Here is a 24,935-nt window from a genome sequence, read left to right as displayed (position 1 = left end):
CGCTGCGGTGGCACAATCGCCCAGTGAGCGAATCCCTGAGCAGGTCCGGCCTCGCCTTCGGCGCCGGCGCGTACCTGATGTGGGGCGGCTTCCCCCTGCTGATGCACGCTCTCGAGCCCGCGGGCGCGGTCGAGATCACCGCGCACCGGGCGCTGTGGTCCGTGCTGGTGTGCGCCGCGATCGTGGCCGTCATGGGTGGCTGGGCGCGGCTCAAGGCCGCGGTGACCGACCGCCGCACGCTGCTCATCCTGGGAGCGGCCGCCGTGTTCATTGCGGTCAACTGGCTCATCTACGTGTACGCGGTCGTGACCGATCATGTGAACTCGGCCGCGCTCGGGTACTACATCAATCCGCTGTTCACCGTGGCGCTCGGAGTCGTGTTCCTCGGCGAGCGGCTGCGGCGTCTGCAGTTGGTCGCGATCGGCATCGCGGTGGTGGCGGTGCTCGTGATCGGCTTCGGGCTCGGCGAGTTCCCGTGGATCGCACTCGTGCTCGCCACGTCGTTCGGCCTGTACGGGCTCATCAAGAAGCGCGTGGGAGGCAAGGTCGACGCCGTCACGGGACTCACGGTCGAGACGGCCATCCTGGTGCCGGTCGCGGTGGCCGCGATCGTGTGGATCCACCAGTCCGGCCAGGCTACTTTCTTGGCGCGCGGGGAGCCCGGGCTGGGAATCGGCCACGACGTGCTGCTGTGGTCGACCGGCGCGTTCACGGCAGGCGCGCTGCTGCTCTTCGCGGCCGGTGCCCGCCGCCTGCCGCTGTATGTGACGGGCCTGCTGCAGTACATCGCGCCCACGCTGATGTTCGTCCTCGCCGTGTGGCACTTCGGCGAGCCCATGCCGGCGAGCCGGTGGATCGGCTTCATCCTCGTGTGGGTCGCCCTCGTGGTGCTGACCGTCGACGGCTGGCGGGCCCGGCCCCGGCGCGAGGCCGTTGTCGAGCCCGCCGAACCGGTCTAGCCCCTTTCAGGGAACAAAACGGACCAGCGCATGTCGTCGGCGCTCGGGCCATAGCCCCATATAAGGCCGACCTCCGCGTCCTCGACCTCGCTTGGATCGACGCCCTCGCACGGCAGGGCCAGGTCCGACGTATCGCCGATGTACCACAGGCGATCGCCGTTCTGAGAGCCGGGGATGGGGTAGAGGTCGTCCTGGCCGGGGCCGAAGGTGAGGCCTTCGTCCTCGGGCGTGTAGTGCTGTTGGTGCGCGACGATCACACCGTCCTCGTCGACCCAGATCAGCGCCTCGTAGACCACATTGCCCTCGATCTGCCCGGAACGCTCGAAGGACGTGCTGGTCCATCCGGAGTGCATCCGTCCCTGCCACTCGACGCCTTCGAAGTACTTCTCGGGTGCGCCCAGGACATAGCCGCCCTCGCCGAAGTCGAACTCGATGCCGGCCTCGTCGCGGTCGTAGTACTTGCCAGTCTGCCGCTCGAGCCTGGTGGGCTCCGCGATCAGTTCGTCTGGCACGGGCGCGAGGCACTGGAAGGTCGACGACTCCGGTCCCTCGAGGTACGGCCCGGCGACGTAGTTGCCCGGTTCGGACACGGGACCGGAGTCGTCGTCCTCGCGGGTGTCGTCGGCGAGGATCGGGACCGATACCCCGCACGCCTGCTCGTAGGTCTGCGAGGCGTCGTAGTGCGACGTGATCTCGTAACTCTCGCCGCCGGGAAGCGTCGCTCGAATGGAGGCGCTCTGCAGGCCGTCGTACCCGCGGATGCCCGGCCCCGGCTCGCCGCGCCCGATGCGTACCACCTCTTCAGTGCCGTCGTCGTAGCGGATGACCGACTCGACCACCGCATCGGCCCCGGCGACGGCCGGCTCGAGGCCGGTGGCACTGAACCCGAGAGTGCCCGTGTGTACTTCCATCAGCAGCTGGGGATCGACCCACGAAGGAGCATCGTTCGGCGCCACGGTGGTCCACTCATAGCCCAGGCGTGGCCCCTCGGGGTCGGTGAGGTATGCCGCTCCCCCGGCGCCGCCATTGTCGAAGTAGTCGATCGCCAGGTGAGCGTAAGAAGCGACCCCCGGGCCGTCCTCGCCCATCAGGGTGACGGTGCGGCCGTCCGACTTCAGCGCCTCGTAGATTCCGTCGTCGTTGCGCTCCATGCGCTGCACCTCGCCCTCGGGGGACACGAACACGAAGCTTTCGTCCTCGTAGTCGGCGTACACGCGACCCTCGAAGCCGGCGGGGCCGAAGGCCTCGGGATTGGGCGCGGGATAGTCCTCGAGATAGCACCACGCCGGGGCGCCGCTCCCGGGCGCCGGCGCCGCGACGGTCGCCCCGTCGTCGAGAGTCGCGGGCATCGCGATGGCCGCAAAGGCGATCGCGCCAGAGGCCGCAGCGGCCCCGCCGATGGCGACCGCCGAGCGCCGGGTGCGCCGCCGACGAATGTCGTCGAGCGCGGTGACGGAAGCGCTGTCCGCGCCACCGTCGCCCAGCGCACGAGCATGCCGGGCATATGCCTCGTGGATCACATCTCGCAGTTCTCGCATCATCGTCCCCTTTCGTCGACCGCAACCACGTCTGCGGTCACCGGCCTGTCATCCCAGTTCTCGGTCACATCGAGCAGCGGCGCCAAGGTGGCGGTCGCGTCATGCAGATAGCGCTTGACGGTGCCGTCCGCGAGCCCCAGCCGGGCCGCGATCTGGGGCACCGTCAAGTCATCGAAGAACCGCAGCACCACGCACACCTGTTCGCGCGGCGACAACTCGCGCAGGGCGCGCCGTACGTCGAGGCCCGCATCCAGGTCGGCGCGGGCCGGCGCGCGCTCAAAGGCGCGACTCACCGCTCGCCGCCGCCTCGCGGCGCTGCGGGCACGGTCAATGACGATGCTCGGCATGGCGGAGCGCACGTACGCCTCGGCCTCGTTCACGTTGGCGAGGCGGCGCCGCTTGGAGAACACTTTGACCAGCGCATCGTGCACCAGGTCGTCCGCGTCACCGTCGCGCCCCACCAGCAGCGCGGCGTACGCGGTCAACCGCGGACCACGCTCCCGCACCAGCTGCTCGACCAGCGGCTCCCAAGACGACATCGGCTCTCCCCTCCAAGTGCTCTCTACCCTGCCAAACGGAGCCGGTGGGCGAACCGTTGGGGCGGCCAGGGCCGAGAGTACGAACCACTATTGGCAGCCGCAGCGCGGGTACCTCCCCGAACATCCCACGGCGCGACACCCCATACGAACGCGCGCCGGACGCCGGGCTTCCGCGTGTCGCGGGCGCGGATGTTCGGGACGGTGCGGGTGGCGGCCGATGCGCGGGCGGGCCTAAGAGGCGCGCGCCACCAGGGCGTCTGCGAAGGTCAGCAGCGCGTCGCGCACGTCGCCCTCGGGCAGGCAGTCGATCGAATCCTTGGCGCGCTCTGCCCACTCATGAGCCAGCCTGCTGGTCTCTTCGACGACCTCGTGCCCGCGCAGCGCGACCACAGCCTGGGCCAGCGCATCGTCGCCGCTGAGGTCGCCGTCGATCGCCGCGAGCACGTCCGCATCCGCATCGGTTCCCCTGCCCTCGGCCACGCGTTGGCGCAACAGCAGGACCGGCATGGTCGGCACGCCCTCGCGGAGGTCGGTGCCTGGGGTCTTGCCGGTGGTCTCCGCATCGGAGCGCACGTCGATGACGTCGTCGGCCAACTGGAACGCGACGCCCGCCAACTCGCCGTAGCGGGTGACGGCCTCGACCGTGCGCACGTCGCAACCGGCGAACTTGGCACCGAACATCGCCGAGGTCGCGATCAGCGACCCGGTCTTGTCAGCGAGCACCTGCAGGTAGTGCGTGGCCGCGTCTTCTCCGTCGTCCGGACCCACGGTCTCGTGAAGCTGGCCGAGGCACAGCCGCTCGAAGGTCTCGGCCTGGATGCGCACGGCCTCGGGGCCGAGCCCCGCGACCACTCGCGACGCGCGCGCGAACAGCAGATCGCCCGTGAGGATGGCCACGGAGTTGCCCCACACCTCGTGCGCGGCCGGAGCCCCGCGCCTGGTGGGCGCGGAGTCCATGACGTCGTCGTGATAGAGCGTCGCGAGGTGGGTCAGCTCCACGACCACGGCGGCATCGACCACCTCGGGGCGCGTGCCGTCGCCGAGTTGAGCGGTCAGCAGCGTCAGCATGGGGCGCAGCCGCTTGCCGCCCGCGTCCACGAGATGGCGGGACGTCGCGTGCGCGAGCCGGTCCGACTGAGCAACGGCGTCGCGCAAGCGCTCCTCGACGATCGCGAGTCGCGGGGTGAGCGCGGCCTCGAGCGCCTGTGAGCCTAGCGGCAGCGCCATATGATCACGCCCCCAGCGAGACCAAGAGCACGGCGGCGTCTTCGAACAGTCCGAGCACCGGCGCGGGCAGGACTCCGAGCAGCACGGTGGCCACCGCGGTGACCCAGATCACGATCCTGGCGAGCGGGCTGTCGTCTACGTCGATGTTCTGCTCCGCGCCCTCCGGCACGTCGGTAAGGAACATCAGCACGACCAGGCGTACGTAGAAGAACGCCGCGACCGCAGAGGCGAGCACCGCGATCAGCACTAGCGGCCAAGCGTCGCCTGCGATCGCTGCGGAGAACGCCTCGAACTTGCCGACGAACCCGGCGGTGAGCGGGATGCCCGCGAACGACAGCAGGAACAGGCTCATCGCGCCCGCGAGCAGCGGCGAACGCTTGCCAAGCCCCGCCCACTGGCCAAGCCGGACCGCCTCGGCGCCCACGGCACCGTCCTCGGTGCGCTCCCGGACCTGCGTCACTACCGCGAACGCTCCGATCGACGCCAGACCGTACGCGAGCAGGTAGAACGGCAGCGCGCTGAGCGCCTCGCCCTCGAGACCGGCGAAGGCGACCAGGATGAACCCGGCGTGAGCGACCGACGAGTAGGCGAGCATGCGCTTGACATCGGTCTGCACCAGCGCGAGCACGGTGCCGAGCGCCATCGAGGCGATAGCCGCCGCCCAGAACAACCAGCTGAGCTCCCACTCGAGGGGGTGCAGGGACGTGTACATGATGCGCAGCAACGCCGCGGTGGCCGCCGCCTTGGTCGCCGCGGCCATGAAGCCCGTCACGGGGGTGGGCGCGCCCTGATAGGCGTCCGGGGTCCACGAGTGGAACGGCACGGCGCCGATCTTGAACAGCAGGCCCACGACGATCATCACCGCTCCGGTGATGAGGATCGGGTCGCGATCGCCCGTCTGCTCGATGACGGATGCGACAGCCGCGTACGACGTGAACGTCGTCGCGCCGTAGACGAGGGCCGCGCCGAACAGGAAGATCGCAGACGAGAACGCGCCAAGCAGGAAGTACTTGAGCGCGGCCTCCTGCGACAGCAGGCGACGGCGGCGCGACAACGCGACCAGGATGTACAGCGGCAGCGAGAGCACCTCGAGCGCCACGAACAAGAAGATGTAGTCGGTGACCGACGTGAACAGCATCATGCCGCCCACCGCGAACAGGCCGAGCGGGAAGACCTCGGTGAGCTGGAATCCCTTGCGGCGCGCGAGCGTCTCCTCGAGCGAGCCCGGGGCCGTGGAGCCCAGCGGGGTGAAAGCCTCCTCGCCGGCGCGGGTGCGGGCGGCGAACAGGATCACGCCGAGGATGCCGAACACGAGGATCATCGACTGCCACGCGAGTGCCTGACGGTCCACGGTGATCATCTGGTCCATCACTACGGTGCCGGCCCCGTCGAGCATCGCCCACTGCACTGCCACGTAGCCCAGAGCTGCGGCGAGGGCGAACAGCGACACCACGAACTGGACCGTGCGGCGGGTCGCGGGGGTGCGGATGAAGGCCTCGATGAGGATGGCGGCCGATGCGGCGCCGAGCACGATCAGGATCGGCACCAACGGCGCCCATGCGATCTCGGGGGTCACGAAGTTCACGCGCCGGCCTCCTCGATGGTGACCTGGGCGACCGCATCAGCTGCGGGCTCGCTCAGGTAGTCGATGGCGATCCCCGGCAGGAAGCCCAGCAGCAGCATGAGCGCCACAAGTGGCCAGGTGACCAGTCGCTCGCGGGTCGACAGCTCGCGCGCCGCTCCCAGCTCTGGCCGGGCCGGGCCGGTGAACACCTTCTTGTACGTCAGCAGGATGTACAGCGCCGCGAGCACGACCGACACCGCGGACACGATCACCGCAGCGGCGGCGACCGGGAAGGCGCCGATGAAGACCATGATCTCGGAAACGAACGGCGACAGGCCCGGTAGCGACAGCGCGGACAGGCCCACGATGAGGAAGGTGCCGGCGAACACCGGCACCACCTTCTGCAGACCGCCGTACGCCTCGACGTCGGCCGTCCCGTAGCGCGCGACCAAGAAGCCCACGAGCAGGAACAGCGCGCCGGTCGAGAGTCCGTGGTTGAACATGTAGAACGCCGCGCCCTCGATCGAGGTCACCTGGAACGCAAAGATCCCGAGGACCATGACGCCGAAGTGGCTGACGGAGGTGAAGGCGACCAGGCGGAACATGTTCCGCTGGCCGATAGCGAGCAGGGCGCCGTAAACGACGGAGATCACGGCCAGCACGATGATCACCGGAGCGGCCCAGCGGGACGCGTTCGGGAACAGCGCGAGGCACAGCGTGATCATGCCGAAGGTACCGATCTTGTCGAGCACCGCCACGAGCAGCGCCGTGGTTCCCGCGCGAGCGGACTCGGCGACGTCGGGCAGCCACGTGTGCAGCGGCACCATGGGGGCCTTGATCGCGAAGGCGAAGAAGAACGCCAGGAACATCAGCCGCTCGGCGTTCACGGGCAGGTCCAGCCCGGTGAGGTTGTCGGTGAGGAACGCCTGCTCGCCGCCGGGGCCCACGAAGTACAGGGCCACGACCGCGACGAGCATGACGAGCCCGCCCGCGAGCGAGTACAGCAGGAACTTCACCGCGGCGTAGCGACGCTGGACGCCACCGAATCCGCCGATCATGAAGTAGATCGGGATCAGCATCGCCTCGAACAGCACGTAGAACAGGAACACGTCCCGCGCAGCGAAGATGCCCACCATGAACGCGAGACTGAGCAGGATCAGCGCCAGGTAGTGCCGGCGTCGCGAGTCGTCGGTGTCCTCTCGCCACGCGGCCAGGATCGCCAGCGGGGTGAGGATCACCGACAGCGCGATCATCAGGAGTCCCAGGCCGTTGACGCCGAGCGCCCAGCTGGTGCCGATCTGCGGGATCCACGAGTAGACCTCGGAGAACTGGAAGGCCCCCGCGTCGGTCTTGTCGAACTGCAGCGCCATGACGGCGAAGATCGCGAGCTCGAGGCCGGTGACGGCGAGCGCGATCTCCCGCGCGCGGCCGCGCGCCGATGCGGGCAAGGCCCACAGCAGCACGGCACCTACGGCGGGAACCGCGACCAGGATGGTCAGGAACGGGAACACTTACAGACCTCCCACAACGATGATGAGAGCGACAATCACGAGACCGACGAGCATGGTCGCTGCGTACGAGCGCACCTGGCCGTTCTGCAGGCGGCGCGAGGCCTCGCCCAGACCGGCCCAGCCGCGCGCCTGCTTGTTGACGGCGCCGTCGACGACGGTCGCGTCCAGGTACACCAGGGTGCGGGTGAGGTGCTGACCGGGACGCTGCAGCGCCGCGCGGTTGACCGAATCCTGGAAGAAGTCGTTGCGCGCCGTGATGGTCGCGAGCGACGCCGCGGAGCCGTCTTCGGCAACGGGCCGGCGACCGTACTTGAGCCACGCCAGGGCGACGCCCGCGATCACGAGGATCAGCGTCGCTGCGATCAGCACCGGCACGGGCAGGACGGGCTCGTGGTGGTCGGCGGGTCCGGTCACGGGCTCAAGCCAGTGCGTGAAGCGGTCGCCCGAGGCGAGGATCAGCCCGAGGAACGCGGAGCCGACGGCGAGGATGATCATCGGCACCGTCATGAGAGCGGGGCTCTCGTGCGGGTGCTGTTCGTCCGTCCACCGGGCCTTGCCGTGGAACGTCATGAAGAACAGTCGCGACATGTAGAACGCGGTGAGCCCTGCACCGATCAGCGCCGCCCCACCGAGCACCCAGGGCTGCCAGCCCTCTCCCACGAACGCCGCCTCGATGATCTTGTCCTTGGAGTAGAAGCCGGAGAACGGCGGCAGGCCGAGGATCGCGAGCCAGCCCAGGCCGAACGTCACCCAGGTCACTGTCATGGCGCCACGCAGGGCGCCGAAGCGGCGCATGTCGACCTGATTGTCCATGGCGTGCATGACGGATCCGGCGCCCAGGAACATGCCGGCCTTGAAGAAGCCGTGTGTCACGAGGTGGAAGATCGCGAAAGCGTAGCCGATGGGGCCGAGCCCCGCCGCGAGCATCATGTAGCCGATCTGGGACATGGTCGAGGCAGCCAGCGCCTTCTTGATGTCGTCCTTCGCCATACCGATGAGGGCACCCATGATGAGCGTCACGGCGCCGACCAATGCGACCACCACCTGCGCATCGGGCGCGCCGTTGAAGATCGGCGCGGAGCGCACGATGAGGTACACGCCGGCCGTCACCATGGTCGCGGCGTGGATCAGCGCGGAAACCGGCGTGGGGCCGGCCATCGCGTCACCCAGCCAGGATTGCAGCGGGAACTGCGCAGACTTTCCGCAGGCCGCCAGCAGCAGCATGAGGCCAATGGCCGTCAGTTGCGCGGCGCTGGCCTCGGGTGCCGCAGCGAACACTGTCGCGAAGTCCACGGCGCCGAAGTACGAGAACATCAGGCCCATCGCGATGATGAGCCCGATGTCGCCGATGCGGTTGACGACGAATGCCTTGTTCGCGGCGGTCGCGTAGTCGTTGCGCTGGTTCCAGAAGCCGATCAGCAAGTACGAGGCGAGACCCACGCCCTCCCAGCCCACGAACAGCAGCAGGAACGAGTCAGCGAGCACGAGCAGCAGCATCGCGGCGATGAACAGGTTCAGGTACGCGAAGAACCGGCGACGGTCCGGGTCGGTCTCCATGTACGCGACCGAGTACACGTGGATGAGCGTGCCGACGAACGTGATGAGCAGCACGAACGTGATCGACAGGGGGTCCACCAGCAGCCCGGCGTCGAGGTTCAGCTCACTGCCGGGGATCCAGGAGAACAAATGAACGCTGGTCGAGCGCGCATCGGCCGGCTGACCGAGCATCTGAAGAAAGGCAACGAGGCCGATGAGGAACGCGCCGCCGGAGGCGGCGACGCCTACCCAGTGGCCCCAAGCATCGGCGCGGCGGCCGGCGAGGAGCAGCACGAAGGCACTGACGAGGGGCACGGCAATGAGCAGCCAGGTCACAGACAGCATGCGCTACCCCTTCAGCTCTGCGGGTTCATCGAGCGAAATGGACTGGCGGGCACGGAACACCGCGATGATGATCGCAAGTCCCACCACCACCTCGGCTGCTGCGACCACCATCACGAAGAACGCCATGACCTGGCCGTCGAGCTGGTTGTGGATGCGGGCGAACGCGACCAGAGCCAGGTTCGCCGCATTCAGCATGAGCTCGACGCCCATGAACGCCACAATGGCGTTGCGGCGCAACAGCACCGCGGCGGAGCCTATCGCGAACAGGATCGACGCGAGGATCACGTAGTTCATTGGGTTCACTGTGCGCCCTCCTCGTCCCGTCCTTCGCGGCGGCCTTTACGGTCGTCAGCATCGCCGGACGGGGCGCCGGATGGGCGCTGGTAGTCCTCGGGGTTGTTGGTGTTCTCGAGCCGCTCGCGAAACTCCGTGCCCTCGGCCATCTGGTTGCGTACCTCGAGCACACGCGAGACGGAGTGCTCGATGGGGTTGCCCTCGGGGTCGATGGCGGGCGCGTCGAGCGCGTTGCTGCGCGCGAAGACTCCGGGCATGGGCTTGTTGACCGGGTCGGCGCCCGCGAGCACGCGTGCCGCCTGCAGCTCGGTCTGGGTGCGACGCGGGGTCAGGCGCGGGGTGTGCGTCATCACGAGCGCTCCCACGGCCGCGGTGATCAGCAGCGCGCCGAGCACCTCCATCACAAGCACGTACTCGCCGAACAGCACCATGGCGATCTCTTCCGGATTGCCGACCACGCCGCGGGGCGCGGGCTCGATCGTCACGCGTCCCACCACGGAGACCAGCAGCAGGGCCAGGCCGCCGGCCGCGAAGAACGCGATCCAGCGCTGGCCGGTGATGGTCTCCTTGAGGTCCTCGCGCTCGTCCACGCCGACAAGCATGAGCACGAACAGGAACATCATCATGACCGCACCGGTGTAGACGACGATTTGCACCACCCCGAGGAACGGGGCGTCGAGACCCACGTACGCGGCAGCGAGACCCACCATCACCAGCACGATCGACATCGCGATGTGCGCGGGCCGGCGCGCGAACAGCAGGGACAGAGCGGGGACCACGGTGAGCGCGGCGACCACCCAGAACAGCACCTCGTTAACCACGGTGTGCCTCCGCGTGCTCGGCGTCGCGGTTCTCGGGCAACGTCGGGTCGTCGGGACGGCGCTCCCGCACCCACTCGACCTGAGCGTCCACCACCTGGGTCACATCACCGCGGTAGTAGTCGTCGTCCTCGGTGTCCGGGACCATCGGGTGCGGCGCGGCCAGCATCGCGTCCTGCATCGGCGCGAGCAGGTCCTGCTTCTCGTAGATGAGTCCCTCACGGGTGGGACCCGCGAGCTCGTACTCGTTGGTCATCGTGAGGGCGCGCGTGGGGCAGGCCTCGATGCACAGCCCGCAGAAGATGCACCGCAGGTAGTTGATCTGGTAGACGCGGCCGTAGCGTTCGCCCGGCGAGTACTGCGCGTCCTCGCTGTTGGAGTCGCCCTCGACATAGATCGCGTCTGCCGGGCATGCCCACGCGCACAGCTCGCAGCCGATGCACTTCTCGAGCCCATCCGCATAGCGGTTGAGCTGGTGGCGGCCGTGGTAGCGGGGCATGGCCGGGGTCTTCTTGTCCGGGTACTGCTCAGTGACGGTAGGACGGAAGAAGTTCCGCATCGTCACGCCGAACCCGGCGACGGGCGCGAAGGCGCGACCGATCGCACCGGGCTCGGGGAAGTTGGACTCGAAGCGCTGGGCCTCGCCGTCCCGCTCGCGATTGACCTTCCAGACGTCGTCGTTCTCGGTCATTGCTCGCCTCCTTCGCTCTCTGTGCCGCCGGTGCGCGCCTCGACCGTACGGCCGGAGCGAGGTGACGGGGGCAGGGTCTGGTGGGGCAACGGTGGCACGGGGAAGCCGCCGGAGAAGGCGTCGAGCTCCTCGCGCTCGGGCTCCTGCCGTTCGACAGGCTCTCCCTTGATGAAGCTGATCACCGCGACGGTGAGCAGGACGGCTATCAGGCCGGCGACCGCATCGTACACATTCAGGTCACGGTTCCACGCGTCGAACGCGGCGCGACCCACGGAGAAGAACACGAGCCAGCCGAGCCCCACGGGGATGAGGACCTTCCAGCCCAGCTTCATGAACTGGTCGTAGCGGAAGCGCAGCACCGAGCCGCGGATCCACACGAACACGAACATCAGCAGCCAGATCTTGAGGATCAGCCAGATGGGCGGCATGATCCCCGAGTTCAGGAACTCCGCTCCGGCCCACGACTGCGGCCAGGGTGCCTGCCACCCACCCATGAACAGCGTGGCCGCGACGGCGGACACGTTGATCATGTTCATGTACTCCGCGAGGAAGAACCAGGCGAACTTCATGGACGAATACTCCGTCATGAACCCCGCGACCAGCTCGCCCTCGGCCTCGGGAAGGTCGAACGGGAGGCGGTTAGTCTCCCCGACCATCGAGATCACGTACAGGATGAACGCGGGGAACAGCGGCCAGATCCACCATCGGTCGGCTTGCGCCTCGACGATCCCGCTGGTGGACATGGTTCCCGAGAGCAGAAAGACGGTGACGAGCGACAGCCCCATCGCGAGCTCGTACGAGATCACCTGGGCGGTCGAGCGGATGGAGCCCATCAGCGGGTACGTCGATCCGGATGCCCAGCCACCGAGCACGATTCCGTACACCCCGAGAGCGGCGCACGCGAGGATGAAGAGCACCGCCACCGGGAAGTCGGTCAGCTGCAGCGGCGTGACGATATCGGTAAAGGGGATCTCGGTAACCGGTCCGAACGGGATCACCGCGAAGATCAGCAGCGCACAGAACACGGAGATCATGGGCGCGATGATGTAGAGCACCTTGTCCGCGGCGCGGACGGTGATGTCCTCCTTGAACAGCAGCTTCATGGCGTCCATGACGGACTGCAGCAGGCCGAAGGGGCCGTGGCGGTTGGGGCCGGGACGCTCCTGCAGACGGCCGATCACGCGGCGCTCGAACCACACCGCGAACAGCACGGAGGTGAGCAGGAAGACCAGGATCAGCACGGCCTTGACGATGGTCAGCCACAGCGGGTCGTTGGCCAGGGCCTCCGTCACGCTGAGCGACGCCGGGTCGACGACCTCGGCGCTCACCCCAGTCAGTCGCAGCATCAGATGCCCCCCTTCACGCTGACGAGCGAGCCGGGCTCGACGCCGAGCTCCTGAGCGACCCAGGAGCCGGGCGACTTCGTGGGAACCCACACGACGCCTTCAGCCATCTCAGTGAGCACCACGGGCAGCTCGATGGAGCCGCGTCCCCCGGCGGTCAGCGTGACGACTCCGTCCTTGACGCCGATGCGCTCGGCGGTGGCGGGCGACAACCGCGCCACGGCGGTGCGGCCGGTTCCCGCGAGATACGGCTCGCCATCTTGCAAGGCGCCCTCGTCGACCATCAGGTGCCACGTCGCGAGCACGAGCTCGCCGCCCTGCGGGCGGGCAGCCTTCGCCGCCTTCACGGACGGCGCGCTCACGCGCTGGCCCTTGCCGGCGGCTCCGAGCTCAGCGAGCTGCTCATTCACGTCCGCGACAGTGCCGACCTTGAGGTCGACTCCGAGCTCGCGTGCGAGGAAGTCCAGGGCACGGTGGTCGGAGATGGCGTCGGTGCGGATCGCGGTCGCGAATCCGCGCAGCCGGCCCTCCCAGTTCACGAACGTGCCGGGCTTCTCCGACGGAGGCGCGACGGGCAGCACGACGTCGGCGTGACGCGTGACGTCGGTACGGCGCACCTCGAGGGAGACCACGAAATCGGTGCGCTCGAGAGCGCGTCCCAGGTCGCCGGTGACGTCGGACGGGGTCACTCCGCCGATGACGAGTCCGGACAACTGGCCTGCGGCAGCCGCCGCGATGATCTCGGCAGCCGAGCGTCCAGCCTGCTCAGGGAGTGATTCGACTCCCCAGCCCTGGGCAACGGCGTCGCGAGCGGCGGCGGCGGTGACGTCGCGGCCGCCCGGAAGCAGCCCGGGCAGGGCTCCCGCCTCGACGGCTCCACGCTCTCCGGCGCGGCGCGGGATCCACACCAGACGCGCTCCGGTGCGCTTGGCGAGGCGCAACGCCTCGGACAGCGCGCCCGGAGAGCCCGCGAGGCGCTCGCCGACGATGATGACCGAGCCCTCGGCCTTCAGAGACTCGGCCGCATCCGTCGAGCCCTTGATGGCGGCGAGAGCGGCGCCCTCGCCCCCGGGGATGGCCTCGATCAGCGTCGCGTCCAGCTTCTCGACGCCTCGGGAGAGGAACGGGGCAACGGTGAGCACGCGCTGCTTGCCCAACGCCTTGCGCAGGCGGAGGAACACCACGCCGCCCTCGTCCTCAGGCTCGAAGCCGGCGAGCAGCACGGTGGGGGCCTTCTCGAGATCAGAGAAGGTCACGCCCATGCCCGAGCCTGCCACCGCCGCGCCGAGGAACTCCTGCTCCTCGGCGGAGGCGATGCGGGTGCGCACGTCCACGTCGTTGGTGCCCAGCGCCACGCGGGCGAACTTCTGGTAGGCGTACGCGTCCTCCATGGTGATGCGCCCGCCGGGCAGGACCCCGACGCCCTTGGCCTTCTTGTCGGCAGGGGTACCGGTGCGTCCGGCTGCGGCTCGTAGGCCCGCGGCAGCGCGTGCGATCGCGTCGGGCCACGAGGCCTCGTGCAGCTCGCCGTCCTCGCCACGCACCAGCGGGCGCTCCAGGCGGTCGGAGAGGTTCTGCCACGAGAACGCGAAGCGGTCCTTGTCGGTGATCCACTCCTCGTTGACGACGGGGTCGTTGTCCGACAGCCGGCGCAGGATTGTTCCGCGGCGGTGGTCCGTGCGGATGGCGGCGCCCGAGGAGTCGTGCTCGGAGATGCCGGGCGAGCTCACCAGGTCGAACGGGCGAGAACGGAATCGGTACGCGGCGCTTGTGAGCGCGCCCACCGGGCAGATCTGCACCGTGTTGCCGGAGTAGTACGAGGAGAAGGCGCGGCCGGACTCGTCCTCGGCGGCGACGCCGATGGGCTCGTAGCCGTCGAAGTCGAGCACGTCCTCGTCGAACGTGCCGATCTGCTGCATCGCGCCGCGGTTCTGCAGGTCGATGAATGCGTCGCCCGCGATCTCCTTGGAGAATCGCGTGCACCGCTGGCACAGCACGCACCGCTCGCGGTCGAGCAGGATCTCCGAGCTGAGCGGCAGCGGCTTCTCGAACACGCGCTTCACGTCGATGAACCGCGACTCCGAGCGACCGTGACTGAGCGCCTGGTTCTGCAGGGGGCATTCGCCGCCCTTGTCGCACACCGGGCAGTCGAGCGGGTGGTTGATGAGCAGCAGCTCCATCACGCCCTCCTGGGCGCCCTTGGCCTCTTCCGAGGTGTGCTGCGTGTTCACGATCATGCCGTCCATCGCCTGCATCGTGCACGACGCCTGCGGCTTGGGGAACGCTCGGACGTTGCCCTCGCGGTCGGGGGCCGCCACGTCCACGAGACACTGCCGGCACGCGCCGGCCGGGGCCAGCAGCGGGTGATCGCAGAATCGTGGAATGTCGATGCCCACCTGCTCGGCGGCCCGGATGATCAGGGTGCCCTTGGGCACCGTCGTCTCCTTGCCATCGATGGTGAGGGTGACGGTTTCGATCGGCTGGGTCTCGGCCGTGGCCTTGTCCGCGGTCGAGGTCATGCGTGCGCCTCCTCGGGAGCCGGAGCGGAGTCGTAGTCGAACAGGGCCGATGCAGAGTGGTCGAACGGGCACGCACCTTCGGTGATGTGCTGCTCGTACTCCTCGCGGAACTGCTTCACGGAACTGGTGATGCAGCTGGTGGCACCGTCCCCGAGCGCGCAGAACGCGCGTCCGAGGATCGAGTCACAGGTGTCGAGCAGCTGCTGGATGTCGGCGTCGGTTCCGTGGCCGTCCTCGATGCGCTCAAGGATCTGGGCCAGCCAGAACGTGCCTTCGCGGCAGGGCGTGCACTTGCCGCACGATTCGTGCTTGTAGAACTCGGTCCACCGCGTCACGGCGCGCACCACGCAGGTGGTGTCGTCGAACAGCTGCAGCGCGCGCGTGCCGAGCATCGAGCCCGCCGCGCCCACCGACTCGTAGTCGAGCGGCGTGTCGAGGTGCTCGTCGGTGAACAGCGGCGTCGAGGACCCGCCAGGAGTCCAGAACTTGAGCGGCCGTCCGTTCCGCATGCCGCCGGCCATCTCCAGCAGCTCGCGCAGCGTGATGCCGAGGGGAGCCTCGTACTGGCCCGGACGGGTGACGTGGCCCGACAACGAGAACAGGCCCATGCCCTTGGAGCGCTCGGTGCCCATCGCTGTGAACCACTCCACGCCCTTGTCGATGATCGACGGCACGGAGGAGATGGACTCGACGTTGTTGACGACGGTGGGGCGCGCGTACAGGCCCTCGACGGCCGGGAACGGGGGCTTGAGGCGCGGCTGACCGCGGCGGCCCTCCAGCGAGTCCAGCAGTGCCGTCTCCTCGCCGCAGATGTACGCTCCCGCGCCGGCGTGGACCGTGACGTCCAGGTCGTAGCCCGAGCCGTGAATGTCCTTGCCGAGATGCCCGGCCTCATAGGCCTCGCGCACGGCTTGCATCAGCCGGCGGTACACGTGCACCACCTCGCCGCGCAGGTAGATGAAGGCGTGGTTGCTGCCAATGGCGAAGGATGTGATGGCCACACCCTCGACGAGCAGGTGCGGGGCCGACAGCATGGTCGGGATGTCCTTGCAGGTGCCGGGCTCGGACTCGTCGGCGTTAACCACGAGGTAGCGCGGCAGTCCGTCATCGGGAGGCAGGAAGCCCCACTTCATGCCGGTGGGGAAGCCAGCGCCGCCGCGACCGCGCAGGCCGGAGTCCTTCACTGCCGCGATGAGGTCGGCCGGCTCCATGCCCAGCGCCTTCTTGAGGGCGCCGTAGCCGCCGTGATCGGTGTAGGTGCTCAGCTTCCAGGACTGCTCAGCGTCCCAGGTGGCGCTCAGCACGGGGGTCAGTTCTGTCACTTCGAGCCCTCCCAGCCCTGCTCGCGCGCGACCTTGAGACCCACGACAGTCGGTTCGCCGACGCCCTGATCCTCGTCCGCGCGCCCGTCGTCGAACCCTGCGAGCACACGCGACATCTCCTTGAACGGAGAGACCACGTGCGAACCTCGGGTGGGCTTGACGTCTCGGCCCTCGAGGATGTCGTCCACAACGCGCAGCGCGCGGTCGGGCGTCATGTTGTCGAAGAACTCCCAGTTGACCATCATCACGGGCGCGTAGTCGCACGCCGCGTTGCACTCGATGCGCTCGAGAGTGATGCGCCCGTCGGCGGTCGTCTCGTCGTGCCCCACGCCGCAGCGCTCGGACAGTTGGCGCCAGATCTCGTCGCCACCCATCACGGCGCACAGGGTGTTCGTGCACACTCCCACCTGGTACTCGCCGTTGGGACGGCGCTTGTACTGGGTGTAGAACGTGGCGACAGCGCTGACCTCGGCGCTCGTGAGGTCCACCTGACGCGCGCAGAAGGCGATGCCGTCGGGGCTCACGTAGCCGTCCACCGACTGCACCAGGTGCAGCAGCGGCAGCAGTCCGGAGCGCTTGACGGGATAGCGGCCGAGGATGTCGGCCGCGTCCTTCTCGAGCTGCTCGAGTGTCTCGACGTCGTAGGTCATCGGTCCACGCCTCCCAGCACCATGTCGATCGACGCGATGGCCACCACGACGTCGGCCACCTGACCGCCCTCGCACATGATTCCTAGCGCCTGCAGGTTGTTGAAGCCCGGGTCGCGGAAGTGTGCACGCCACGGCTTGGTGCCACCATCGGATACGAGGTGGACGCCGAGCAGCCCCTTGGGGCCCTCAATGGCCTGGTACACCTGCCCCGCGGGCACGTCGAAGCCCTCTGTCACGAGCTTGAAGTGGTGGATGAGCGCTTCCATCGACTCCCCCATGATGTGGCGGATGTGCTCAAGGGAGTTGCCCTGACCGTCGGGGCCCAGCGCCAATTGCGCTGGCCACGCGATCTTCTTGTCGGCCACCATGACCGGCCCGTCGCCGAGCTGCTCGAGACGGTCGGCGCACTGCTCGACGATCTTGAGCGACTCGTAGCACTCCTCCATGCGCAGGATCAGGCGCGACCAGGCGTCCTGGTCCGTAGACGTCGGCACCTGGAAGTCGTACGTCTCGTAGCCGCAGTACGGCTCGGACTTGCGCAAATCGTAGGGCAGCCCTGTCGAGCGCAGGATCGGCCCGGTGATGCCCAGCGCCATGCACGCCGACAGGTTAAGCTCGGCGACGCCCTTGAGACGCCCCTGGAGGATGGGGTTCTTGGCCTGCAGCGCCACCAGCTCGTCGAGCTTGGCCCGCACCTTGGGGATCATGTCGCGGATCTGGTCGACGCCGCCCTCAGGCAGGCCAACGGAGACGCCTCCCGGACGGATGTACGCGTTGTTAGTGCGCAGCCCGGTGATCGCCTCGATGACGCGGAAGGTCTCCTCGCGGCCCACGAACGACGTGGTCATGATCGTGGTCGCGCCGAGCTCGTTGCCGCCGGTGCCGATCGCCACCAGGTGGCTGCCGATCCGGGTGAGCTCCATCATCAGCACGCGCAGGACGGAGGCCCGCTCGGGGATGTCGTCGGTGATGCCGAGCAGCTTCTCGATGCCCAGGCAGTACACCAGTTCCTGCGCCATCGACGCGACGTAGTCCATGCGGGTGCAGAACGTGACGCCCTGCGTCCACGTCCGGTACTCCATGTTCTTCTCGATGCCCGTGTGCAGATAGCCGATGCCCGCACGGGTCTCGGTGACCGTCTCGCCCTCGATCTCAAGCATGACGCGCAGCACGCCGTGCGTGGACGGGTGCTGGGGACCCATGTTGACGACGATCCGCTGCTGGCCCAGTCGCTTGGCCTCTTCGACCACGTCGGACCAGTCGGAGCCGTAGACGGTGTACTCGGGGGCGTCGGGATCCTCCACGAAGGCGTGGGGTGCGTGCGGGGCCTGCGTGCTCATCGGTACTGCCTCCGCTCGTCGGGCGATGGGATCTCGGCGCCCTTGTACTCGACGGGGATGCCGCCGAGCGGATAGTCCTTGCGCTGGGGGTGACCCACCCAGTCGTCCGGCATCTCGATGCGGGCGAGCGAGGGGTGGCCATCGAAGATGATCCCAAAGAAGTCCCAGGTCTCGCGCTCGTGCCAGTTGTTCATGGGGTACACCGAGACCACCGACGGAATGTGGGGATCGTCGTCGCCGACCGCGACCTCGAGCCGCAGGCGGCGGTTGTGGGTGATCGATTGGAGTGGGTAAACGGCGTGCAACTCGCGCCCCTTGTCCGCCGGGTAGTGCACACCGGAGACTCCCAGGCACATTTCGAAGCGCAGGTCCTGGTCGTCGCGCAGGTGGCGGCAGACGTCGGGCAGGTGGTCGCGCTGGATGTAGAGCGTGAGCTCGCCGCGATCCACGACCACGAACTCGATGGCCTCGTCCGCGGCGTCGCCCAGCAGCTCGGTGAGGATGTCGACGGCGCCGTCGAACCACTCTCCGTACGGGCGCTCGGTCGCGCCCGGCATCTGCACCCGCTGCACCAGACCGTCGTAGCCGGATGTGTCGCCGCGGGCACCGAACATGCCCTCGCGGACGTTGATCAGCGTCAGGGGCTCCCGGCCATCCGGGGCCAGGGCGTCGAGCTGCTTGTCGTCGCTCACCGCAGCAGCCCCTTCTGGTCCGAGGTCGGCGTTGCCTTCAGAGCGGCAGACTCCGCCGCAGCGGCGATCTCGCGGCGGTTGGCGCCCATCGGGGTGTTCCGGACCTGCTCCTGGAGCTCGAGGAGCGCGTAGAGCAGCATCTCCGGGCGCGGGGGGCAGCCCGGCAGGTAGATGTCTACGGGGATCACGTGGTCGACCCCCTGCACGATCGCGTAGTTGTTGAACATGCCGCCGGACGAGGCGCAGACACCCATGGAGATGACCCACTTGGGCTCCGCCATCTGGTCATACACCTGCCGGACGATGGGTGCCATCTTGTTCGACACGCGGCCGGCGACGATCATCATGTCCGCCTGGCGCGGCGACCCACGAAACACCTCGGAGCCCAGTCGGGAGATGTCGAACCGGGGCGTGCCCGTCGCCATCATCTCGATCGCACAGCACGCAAGTCCGAACGTCGCGGGCCACAGCGAGCCAGCCCGCATGTAGCCGACGAACTTCTCGACCGTGCCCAGCATGAACGGAGGTGCGCTCTCTTCAATACCCATAAGTCAGTCCCACTCAAATCCGCCGCGGCGCCACTCATACACGAACGGAATCGTGATGAGGGCGAGGAATGTCATGGTCGCGATCAGCCCAAACCAGCCGAGCGCATCGTGCGCCACAGCCCAAGGGAACAGGAACACGACCTCGATGTCGAAGATGATGAAGGTCATCGCCACCAAGTAGTACTTGATGGGTATGCGCCCGCCGCCGACTGCTCCGGGGGTCGGCTGCAGTCCCGACTCGTACTTGTCCACCTTCGCGGAGTTGTACCGCTTGGGACCGCCCACGAGTGAGCTGACCACGAGGCCCGCCACTGCCAGCGCTGCGGCGACAACGACCATCACCACGATCGGCACGTACGGATTCACTCGTCGATTCCCTTCATCGTCTGCTGCTCACCTTCCGGTGCTGACCTCACGCCGCCGGGGCGACGCGCGTGAGTGCGGACAGCAGCCTGTCGGCCCAGTCACCGCCACGCGGCTCGTAGACATCTGCCAGCAGTTTATGCGTAAACCTCATCACGGTCGGCTGGGGCAGTCCGTAGCGGGTGCACGCCTTCATGACCTGGGGGTTGGCGATGAGCTGCGCGAACACACGCCCTAGAGAGTAGTACCCGCCCAGCTGCTCCTTCATCCGCCGTGCATAGCCCACCAGGGCGGCCTCCTTAGCGAGCTCGCCGGACGCCGAGCGCCACTGAACCATCGCATCGGTCGCCGCCCTTGCCGCCTGCATCGCGTACGCGATGCCCTCGCCGTTAAACGGGTTGACCATGCCCCCCGCATCTCCGATGAGCATCATTCCTGGCACGTAGTGAGGCTGACGGTTGAAGGCCATCGGGATCGCGGCGCCCTGCACCTTGGAGACGGGAGCGTCCGCGTCGAATCCCCAGCCGGGAGTGTTGTGGCGGAGCCAGCCGTCCATCAGCGCACGGTGGTCAAGCTTGGAAGGGCTGCCCTTCGGGCTGAGCGTGCCGAGCCCCACGTTGGCGGTGCCGTCGCCGAGCGGGAAGATCCACCCGTAGCCGGGCAGCAGGTTGCTGCGGCCGGGCTCGCCGTCCCAAATCTCGAGGTGACCCTCCATCCACTCCTCGTCGTGGCGAGGTGTCTCGAAGTAGGTGCGCACGGCCACGCCGATGGGCCGATTGCTCATGCGCTCGATTCCGAGGCCGAGCGCAAGGCGGGCGCTCACGCCATCGGCGGCGATCACCACCGGGGCGGTGTAGGTCACCTCGTCGCCGGTCTTGCGGCCCTTCTCGTCGGTCTGCTTGGCGGTCACGCCGGTGACCCGTCCGGTGCGCTCATCACGGGTGGCGCCCGTCACGAACCAGCCCTCGCGCACGTCGGCACCGGCCAAGCGCGCGTGCTCGGCGAGTTTGTGATCGAAGCTTGCGCGCGGCAGGGACAACCCGTAGTCGGGAAAGGAGTCCTGCTCGTGCCACGGGAACTCGAGGCGGTGCCCGCCGCCGACCATACGCAGCCCCCAATTGGGGATCCATCCCTCGTCGCGGGGAGTGGGCAGACCGATCAGCTCGAGCTCGCGCACGGCACGTGGAGTCAGGCCGTCACCGCACACCTTGTCGCGGGGGAAGTGCGACTTCTCGAGGGCGATCACGTCGAACCCCTCGCGGGCCAGATAGTGGGCCGCGGCGGAGCCACCCGGCCCGGCGCCCACGACGATCACATCCGCTTCAGTTCGCACGCTCCCCAGCGTACGCGTCGTGCGGGGGTGCGCATGCACGCGAAAAGGCTCGTTCCACGCACGGAAATGGCAACCGGACCGTTGCGAAAATCCCACTCTTCCCAATGGTCGATGTGACGGGTGGGGCCAGTGCGAAACACAAGCGTTCCCGTGAGTCTCAGGGTGCTCATCAGTCACATTGGCCATTGGGAGTGACGCCGGCAGCCGTGGGGGCGCCTCGCCTAGGGTGGGCCCATGAGCATCGGAGCGACCTGGGCCGGCACGCACGTCTTCGCCGCAGCGGAACTGATCGAGGCCCGCACGATCGCCGAGGTTCAGGACGCGGTCTCCGGGACCGGCGGCCCAGTGCGCGCGCTCGGCACTCGCCACAGCTTCAACGACCTCGCGGATTCGTCTGGGAGGCTCGTCACCGTCACGGGCATCCCGGCCGATGCGATCCTCGACGAGTCCGCACGCACCGTCACGATCGGGGCCGGCACCCGGTACGGCGAACTCGCCGTGTGGCTCGAGGCGCGCGGTTGGGCACTGCACAACATGGGCTCGCTCCCTCACATCTCGGTGGGCGGCGCGGTCGCCACCGGCACACACGGCTCGGGCCTGAACAACGGCTGCCTGTCCGATGCGGTCGCGAGGCTGACCTACGTCAACGCGGAGGGAGAGCTGGTCGAGGCTCGGCGCGGCGACGAGGGCTTCGAGGGGCTCGTGGTGGGGCTGGGCGCCTACGGCATAGTCGTGCGCGTCACGCTCGACATCCAGCCCACCTACCTGGTGCGCCAGGACGTCTACCGCGGCCTGTCGTGGGACGCCGCGCTCGACGACTTGCGCAGCATCATGGGCGCCGGGTACTCAGTAAGTCTCTTCACTATGTGGGAGGAGCCCTCCATCCAACAGGCGTGGCGGAAGACCCGGATCGGCGTGGGCGAGGAGCCCCACGGCCAATGGCAGGGCGCACGGTTCGAGACCGCTGCGGAGGCCGGACTGGTGGACGTGCCACCCGCGAACCTCACCGTCAAGGGCGGCGTGCCCGGCCCGTGGCTCGAGCGGCTGCCGCACTTCAGGCTCGACCAGACACCGTCCAACGGCGACGAGATCCAGACGGAGTACTTCGTGGCCCTCGAGGACGGCGCCAACGCCCTCCGCGCGGTCCGCGAGCTTGGGCCCGACGTCGCACCCCACCTGCTCGTCTCCGAGCTGCGCACGGTGGCGGCCGATGGCCTTTGGCTGTCCGGCGCGTACGGCCGCGACACCCTCGCGATCCACTTCACGTGGCGCAACTCCCCCGCGGCCGTCGCCGCGCTCACTCCACGCATCGAGGCGGCGCTCGCGCCCTTCGGCGCGCGCCCCCATTGGGGCAAGGTTCACACCATGACGGCCGATGCGGTGGCGGCAGTCACTCCTCGCCTCGCCGATGCGAAGGCTCAGTTCGAGACGCTGGATCCTGCGGGAAAGTTCGCCAATGACCACCTGCGCCGGCTCGGAGTGCGCGCGTAGCGACTGGTGCCACCAACACCCTCACCCAACCTCGAAGTAGGCAACTCACGTCCACGGTTTCGCATCGCCGTGCCCCCACGAGGCACGTCACGCTCATATGACTGCGTGGCCCAGGTACCGGCGGAAGTCGACGGTGGCCCCCGGCCCGTGAGCATCACGTGCCTCGTGAGGGGCCAGAAGAGGCCCAACATGAGCGTGACGTGCCTAGTTTGGGAAGGTGCGAGTTGCGAGGTGCGGGGTGCGGCACGCCAGCGTGACTGCGAGCGTCGAGGCCGGACGTAGGCTTGCCAGGTGAGCGTGCTTGCTGCCAGTCCCCGGCCCCTGGTCGTCCGGACCCTCGAGATCCCACATCCCGGGGATCTGCTCGCCCTGCTGCCGGAAGGCGGGACGTCATGGGTCCGCCGCGGCGAGGGGCTGATCGCGTGGGGAGAGTCCGCACGGCTCGACACCGTGGGCGCGGCGCGCATCGACGAGGCCGATGGTTGGTGGCGGCGCGCTACCCGCCACGCCGTGGTGCGGGACGACGTTCGAGTGGCGGGCACGGGACTCGTTGCCTTCGGGTCCTTCGCCTTCGCTGACGCTTCGGAGGCGGGCGGCGCGCTCGTCATTCCCCGCTACGTCGTCGGCATTCGCGACGGCCGGGCGTGGTTCACCGTGATCGACGGCGACGGCCGCACCGAGTTGCCCTCACTGGAGGACGCCCTTGGCGCCGCGAATCCGCCCGCCGCGATGCCCGCCGTCTCCGTCGAGGCCGGCGACCGCGACGCGTGGGCGCACGCCGTCGCATCCGCCGTGGACCGCATCGGCTCCGGGGAGCTCGAAAAGGTGGTCCTCGCCCGCGCGGTGGACGCCCGCGCCGACGGCCCGGTCGACGTGCGCTCACTGCTCGCGGCCCTCGCCGCGGACTACCCGAGCTGCTGGGCCTTCCATGTGGACGGGCTGGTGGGTGCGACCCCGGAGCTGCTCGCGCGGGTGGACCACGGCCTCGTGACCTCTCGAGTACTCGCCGGCACGATCCGACCCACCGGAGACGAGACAGCGGACCTCGCTCACGCCGCCGCGCTCGCGCGGTCCTCGAAGGACCGCGAAGAGCACGAGTACGCGGTCAAGTCGGTCACGAACGTGCTCACCGCGCACTGCGCCTCCGTCAACGTTCCCGACGAGCCGAGCGTGCTGCACCTGCCCAACGTCATGCATCTCGCGACCGACGTGACCGGGGTGCTCAGCCACAACGCAAGCGCGCTCGAGCTGATCCGCGAGCTGCACCCCAGCGCCGCGGTGTGCGGCACGCCTACCCTTGCCGCCGCGCACGTCATCGACGAGCTCGAAGGGATCGACCGTGGCCGGTACGCCGGACCAGTCGGGTGGATCGACGCAGCCGGCGACGGTGAGTGGTGCATCGGCCTGCGCTCAGCGCAGATCGATCCGGCGGACCCCAGCCGCCTGCGGCTGTTCGCCGGGTGCGGCATCGTGGCCGCGAGCGAGCCCGACGCGGAATGGGCCGAGTCCGAGGCCAAGCTCGAGCCGATGCGTCGCGCTCTGAGCGTGCGCCTCGGCGCCTGACCAGGCACAATCGAAGCAGATGTCCGCACGAGTGCTGTGACAAGGCCTGGCCCTGGCTGCCAGGCACCACCACCGGGAGGGGCCGTGACGAACGAGACTGACCATGGCGTCGCAGAAGCACCCGTGCATGACGACGACCGCCAAGCCTGGGATCAGCGCTACCGCGAGCGCGAGCGGGTCTGGACGGGGCATCCGAATGCGCCCTTGATCGACGAGGTCGAGCACATCGTCACGCCCGGGACGGCACTCGACGTGGGGTGCGGCGAGGGCGCGGACGCCGTGTGGCTCGCCCGAGCTGGGTGGCTCGTCACGGCCGTGGATCTGTCGTCGACCGCGGTCGAACGGGCGCGAGCGCACGCGCAAGAGGCAGGAGTCTCGCACCACGTCTCATTCACCGACGAGGATCTAGCGACCCTCGTGGATTCGCACGGGCCCTGGAACCTGGTGACGTCGATGTACACGCACCCTGCTCGGGGCGGTCGGTGGCTCGTGGAGACCCTGGCCCCCGCGGTCGCGCCGGGAGGCATGCTGCTGGTCGTGGCCCACCACCCGAGCGATCCACACGCGCAGGAGCACCCCGAACTGCTCGCCAAGACCTTCACCGCCGAGGACGTGGCGGGCGCCCTGGACCGGTCGCAGTGGGAGGTGTCCGCCACACTGCGCGAACGCACCACTCGCGAGGCGAACGGCCGCGAGCGCCTGTGGCGCGACTCAGTGCTGGTGGCACGCCGCCACGACTGACACCCAGG

22 protein-coding genes are annotated in these 24,935 nt (G+C 68.6%); 4 read left to right on the top strand and 18 right to left on the bottom strand.

Going from position 1 to position 24,935, the window contains the following annotated elements; translation table 11 throughout:
- The first annotated feature begins 23 nt into the window (after nt 1–23).
- Complete coding sequence (rarD, locus tag ACNI3K_RS03860) at nt 24–959, top strand: EamA family transporter RarD (RefSeq protein ID WP_419390534.1); 936 nt, start codon at nt 24–26, stop codon at nt 957–959.
- Here rarD and ACNI3K_RS03855 read toward each other — a convergent pair.
- From ACNI3K_RS03855 to ACNI3K_RS03770, 18 genes are all read right to left on the bottom strand, one after another.
- The gene (locus ACNI3K_RS03855) at nt 956–2,497 is read right to left on the bottom strand and encodes a hypothetical protein (protein ID WP_419390533.1); all 1,542 of its coding nucleotides are present in this window, start codon (nt 2,495–2,497) and stop codon (nt 956–958) included. The genes rarD and ACNI3K_RS03855 overlap by 4 nt on opposite strands.
- On the bottom strand, nt 2,497–3,036 hold the full coding sequence (locus ACNI3K_RS03850) for a sigma-70 family RNA polymerase sigma factor (RefSeq protein ID WP_419390532.1): 540 nt from the start codon (nt 3,034–3,036) through the stop codon (nt 2,497–2,499). Before ACNI3K_RS03850 ends, ACNI3K_RS03855 begins: the two co-directional genes overlap by 1 nt.
- Before the next feature lie 231 nt (nt 3,037–3,267).
- Nucleotides 3,268–4,263 carry a polyprenyl synthetase family protein gene (locus tag ACNI3K_RS03845; protein ID WP_419390531.1) on the bottom strand — a complete coding sequence of 332 codons (996 nt, stop codon included), beginning with the start codon at nt 4,261–4,263 and terminating at the stop codon, nt 3,268–3,270.
- A gap of 4 nt (nt 4,264–4,267) precedes the next feature.
- Nucleotides 4,268–5,848, bottom strand: coding sequence for an NADH-quinone oxidoreductase subunit NuoN (nuoN, locus tag ACNI3K_RS03840; RefSeq protein ID WP_419390530.1), 1,581 nt, complete (start codon nt 5,846–5,848; stop codon nt 4,268–4,270).
- Nucleotides 5,845–7,338, bottom strand: coding sequence for an NADH-quinone oxidoreductase subunit M (locus ACNI3K_RS03835; RefSeq protein WP_419390529.1), 1,494 nt, complete (start codon nt 7,336–7,338; stop codon nt 5,845–5,847). The genes nuoN and ACNI3K_RS03835 overlap by 4 nt, the downstream gene beginning before the upstream one ends.
- Nucleotides 7,339–9,219 (bottom strand): NADH-quinone oxidoreductase subunit L, encoded by a 1,881-nt coding sequence (gene nuoL / locus ACNI3K_RS03830; protein WP_419390528.1) that lies wholly within the window; start codon nt 9,217–9,219, stop codon nt 7,339–7,341.
- Between the two features lie 3 nt (nt 9,220–9,222).
- Nucleotides 9,223–9,522, bottom strand: coding sequence for an NADH-quinone oxidoreductase subunit NuoK (nuoK, locus tag ACNI3K_RS03825; RefSeq protein ID WP_419390527.1), 300 nt, complete (start codon nt 9,520–9,522; stop codon nt 9,223–9,225).
- Nucleotides 9,519–10,334 carry an NADH-quinone oxidoreductase subunit J gene (locus tag ACNI3K_RS03820; RefSeq protein ID WP_419390526.1) on the bottom strand — a complete coding sequence of 272 codons (816 nt, stop codon included), beginning with the start codon at nt 10,332–10,334 and terminating at the stop codon, nt 9,519–9,521. The genes nuoK and ACNI3K_RS03820 overlap by 4 nt, the downstream gene beginning before the upstream one ends.
- Nucleotides 10,327–11,022 carry an NADH-quinone oxidoreductase subunit NuoI gene (nuoI, locus tag ACNI3K_RS03815; protein ID WP_419390525.1) on the bottom strand — a complete coding sequence of 232 codons (696 nt, stop codon included), beginning with the start codon at nt 11,020–11,022 and terminating at the stop codon, nt 10,327–10,329. Before nuoI ends, ACNI3K_RS03820 begins: the two co-directional genes overlap by 8 nt.
- On the bottom strand, nt 11,019–12,368 hold the full coding sequence (gene nuoH, locus ACNI3K_RS03810) for an NADH-quinone oxidoreductase subunit NuoH (RefSeq protein WP_419390524.1): 1,350 nt from the start codon (nt 12,366–12,368) through the stop codon (nt 11,019–11,021). The genes nuoI and nuoH overlap by 4 nt, the downstream gene beginning before the upstream one ends.
- Nucleotides 12,368–14,884, bottom strand: a complete 2,517-nt coding sequence (locus ACNI3K_RS03805) for an NADH-quinone oxidoreductase subunit G (RefSeq protein WP_419390523.1) — start codon at nt 14,882–14,884, stop codon at nt 12,368–12,370. The genes nuoH and ACNI3K_RS03805 overlap by 1 nt, the downstream gene beginning before the upstream one ends.
- Nucleotides 14,881–16,206, bottom strand: coding sequence for an NADH-quinone oxidoreductase subunit NuoF (nuoF, locus tag ACNI3K_RS03800; RefSeq protein WP_419390522.1), 1,326 nt, complete (start codon nt 16,204–16,206; stop codon nt 14,881–14,883). The genes ACNI3K_RS03805 and nuoF overlap by 4 nt, the downstream gene beginning before the upstream one ends.
- Nucleotides 16,203–16,856: an NADH-quinone oxidoreductase subunit NuoE gene (gene nuoE, locus ACNI3K_RS03795; protein ID WP_419390521.1), complete on the bottom strand. Its 654-nt coding sequence runs from the start codon at nt 16,854–16,856 to the stop codon at nt 16,203–16,205. The genes nuoF and nuoE overlap by 4 nt, the downstream gene beginning before the upstream one ends.
- On the bottom strand, nt 16,853–18,196 hold the full coding sequence (locus tag ACNI3K_RS03790; RefSeq protein WP_419390520.1) for an NADH-quinone oxidoreductase subunit D: 1,344 nt from the start codon (nt 18,194–18,196) through the stop codon (nt 16,853–16,855). The genes nuoE and ACNI3K_RS03790 overlap by 4 nt, the downstream gene beginning before the upstream one ends.
- A complete protein-coding gene (locus ACNI3K_RS03785) occupies nt 18,193–18,888 on the bottom strand; it encodes an NADH-quinone oxidoreductase subunit C (RefSeq protein WP_419390519.1) in 696 nt (231 codons plus the stop codon). The genes ACNI3K_RS03790 and ACNI3K_RS03785 overlap by 4 nt, the downstream gene beginning before the upstream one ends.
- Nucleotides 18,885–19,436, bottom strand: a complete 552-nt coding sequence (locus ACNI3K_RS03780; RefSeq protein ID WP_419390518.1) for an NADH-quinone oxidoreductase subunit B — start codon at nt 19,434–19,436, stop codon at nt 18,885–18,887. Before ACNI3K_RS03780 ends, ACNI3K_RS03785 begins: the two co-directional genes overlap by 4 nt.
- 3 nt (nt 19,437–19,439) lie before the next feature.
- Nucleotides 19,440–19,802, bottom strand: a complete 363-nt coding sequence (locus ACNI3K_RS03775) for an NADH-quinone oxidoreductase subunit A (protein WP_419390517.1) — start codon at nt 19,800–19,802, stop codon at nt 19,440–19,442.
- Between the two features lie 46 nt (nt 19,803–19,848).
- Nucleotides 19,849–21,132, bottom strand: a complete 1,284-nt coding sequence (locus ACNI3K_RS03770) for a geranylgeranyl reductase family protein (protein WP_419390516.1) — start codon at nt 21,130–21,132, stop codon at nt 19,849–19,851.
- 234 nt (nt 21,133–21,366) lie between these two features.
- Between ACNI3K_RS03770 and ACNI3K_RS03765 the strand changes: the two genes are divergently transcribed.
- The 3 genes from ACNI3K_RS03765 to ACNI3K_RS03755 all read left to right on the top strand — a co-directional run bounded on the left by ACNI3K_RS03765 (nt 21,367) and on the right by ACNI3K_RS03755 (nt 24,927).
- Nucleotides 21,367–22,623 (top strand): FAD-binding protein, encoded by a 1,257-nt coding sequence (locus tag ACNI3K_RS03765; protein ID WP_419390515.1) that lies wholly within the window; start codon nt 21,367–21,369, stop codon nt 22,621–22,623.
- A 291-nt stretch (nt 22,624–22,914) separates the two neighbouring features.
- Nucleotides 22,915–24,186: an isochorismate synthase gene (locus tag ACNI3K_RS03760; RefSeq protein WP_419390514.1), complete on the top strand. Its 1,272-nt coding sequence runs from the start codon at nt 22,915–22,917 to the stop codon at nt 24,184–24,186.
- Between the two features lie 84 nt (nt 24,187–24,270).
- Nucleotides 24,271–24,927 (top strand): class I SAM-dependent methyltransferase, encoded by a 657-nt coding sequence (locus ACNI3K_RS03755; protein ID WP_419390513.1) that lies wholly within the window; start codon nt 24,271–24,273, stop codon nt 24,925–24,927.
- Nucleotides 24,928–24,935 lie beyond the last annotated feature (8 nt).

It is taken from the genome of Demequina ureilytica (genome assembly GCF_048553575.1).
Lineage (GTDB): Bacteria > Actinomycetota > Actinomycetes > Actinomycetales > Demequinaceae > Demequina.
Note: the sequence above shows the minus strand (reverse complement) of the source record. Positions and strands in the feature narration are given on the sequence as shown.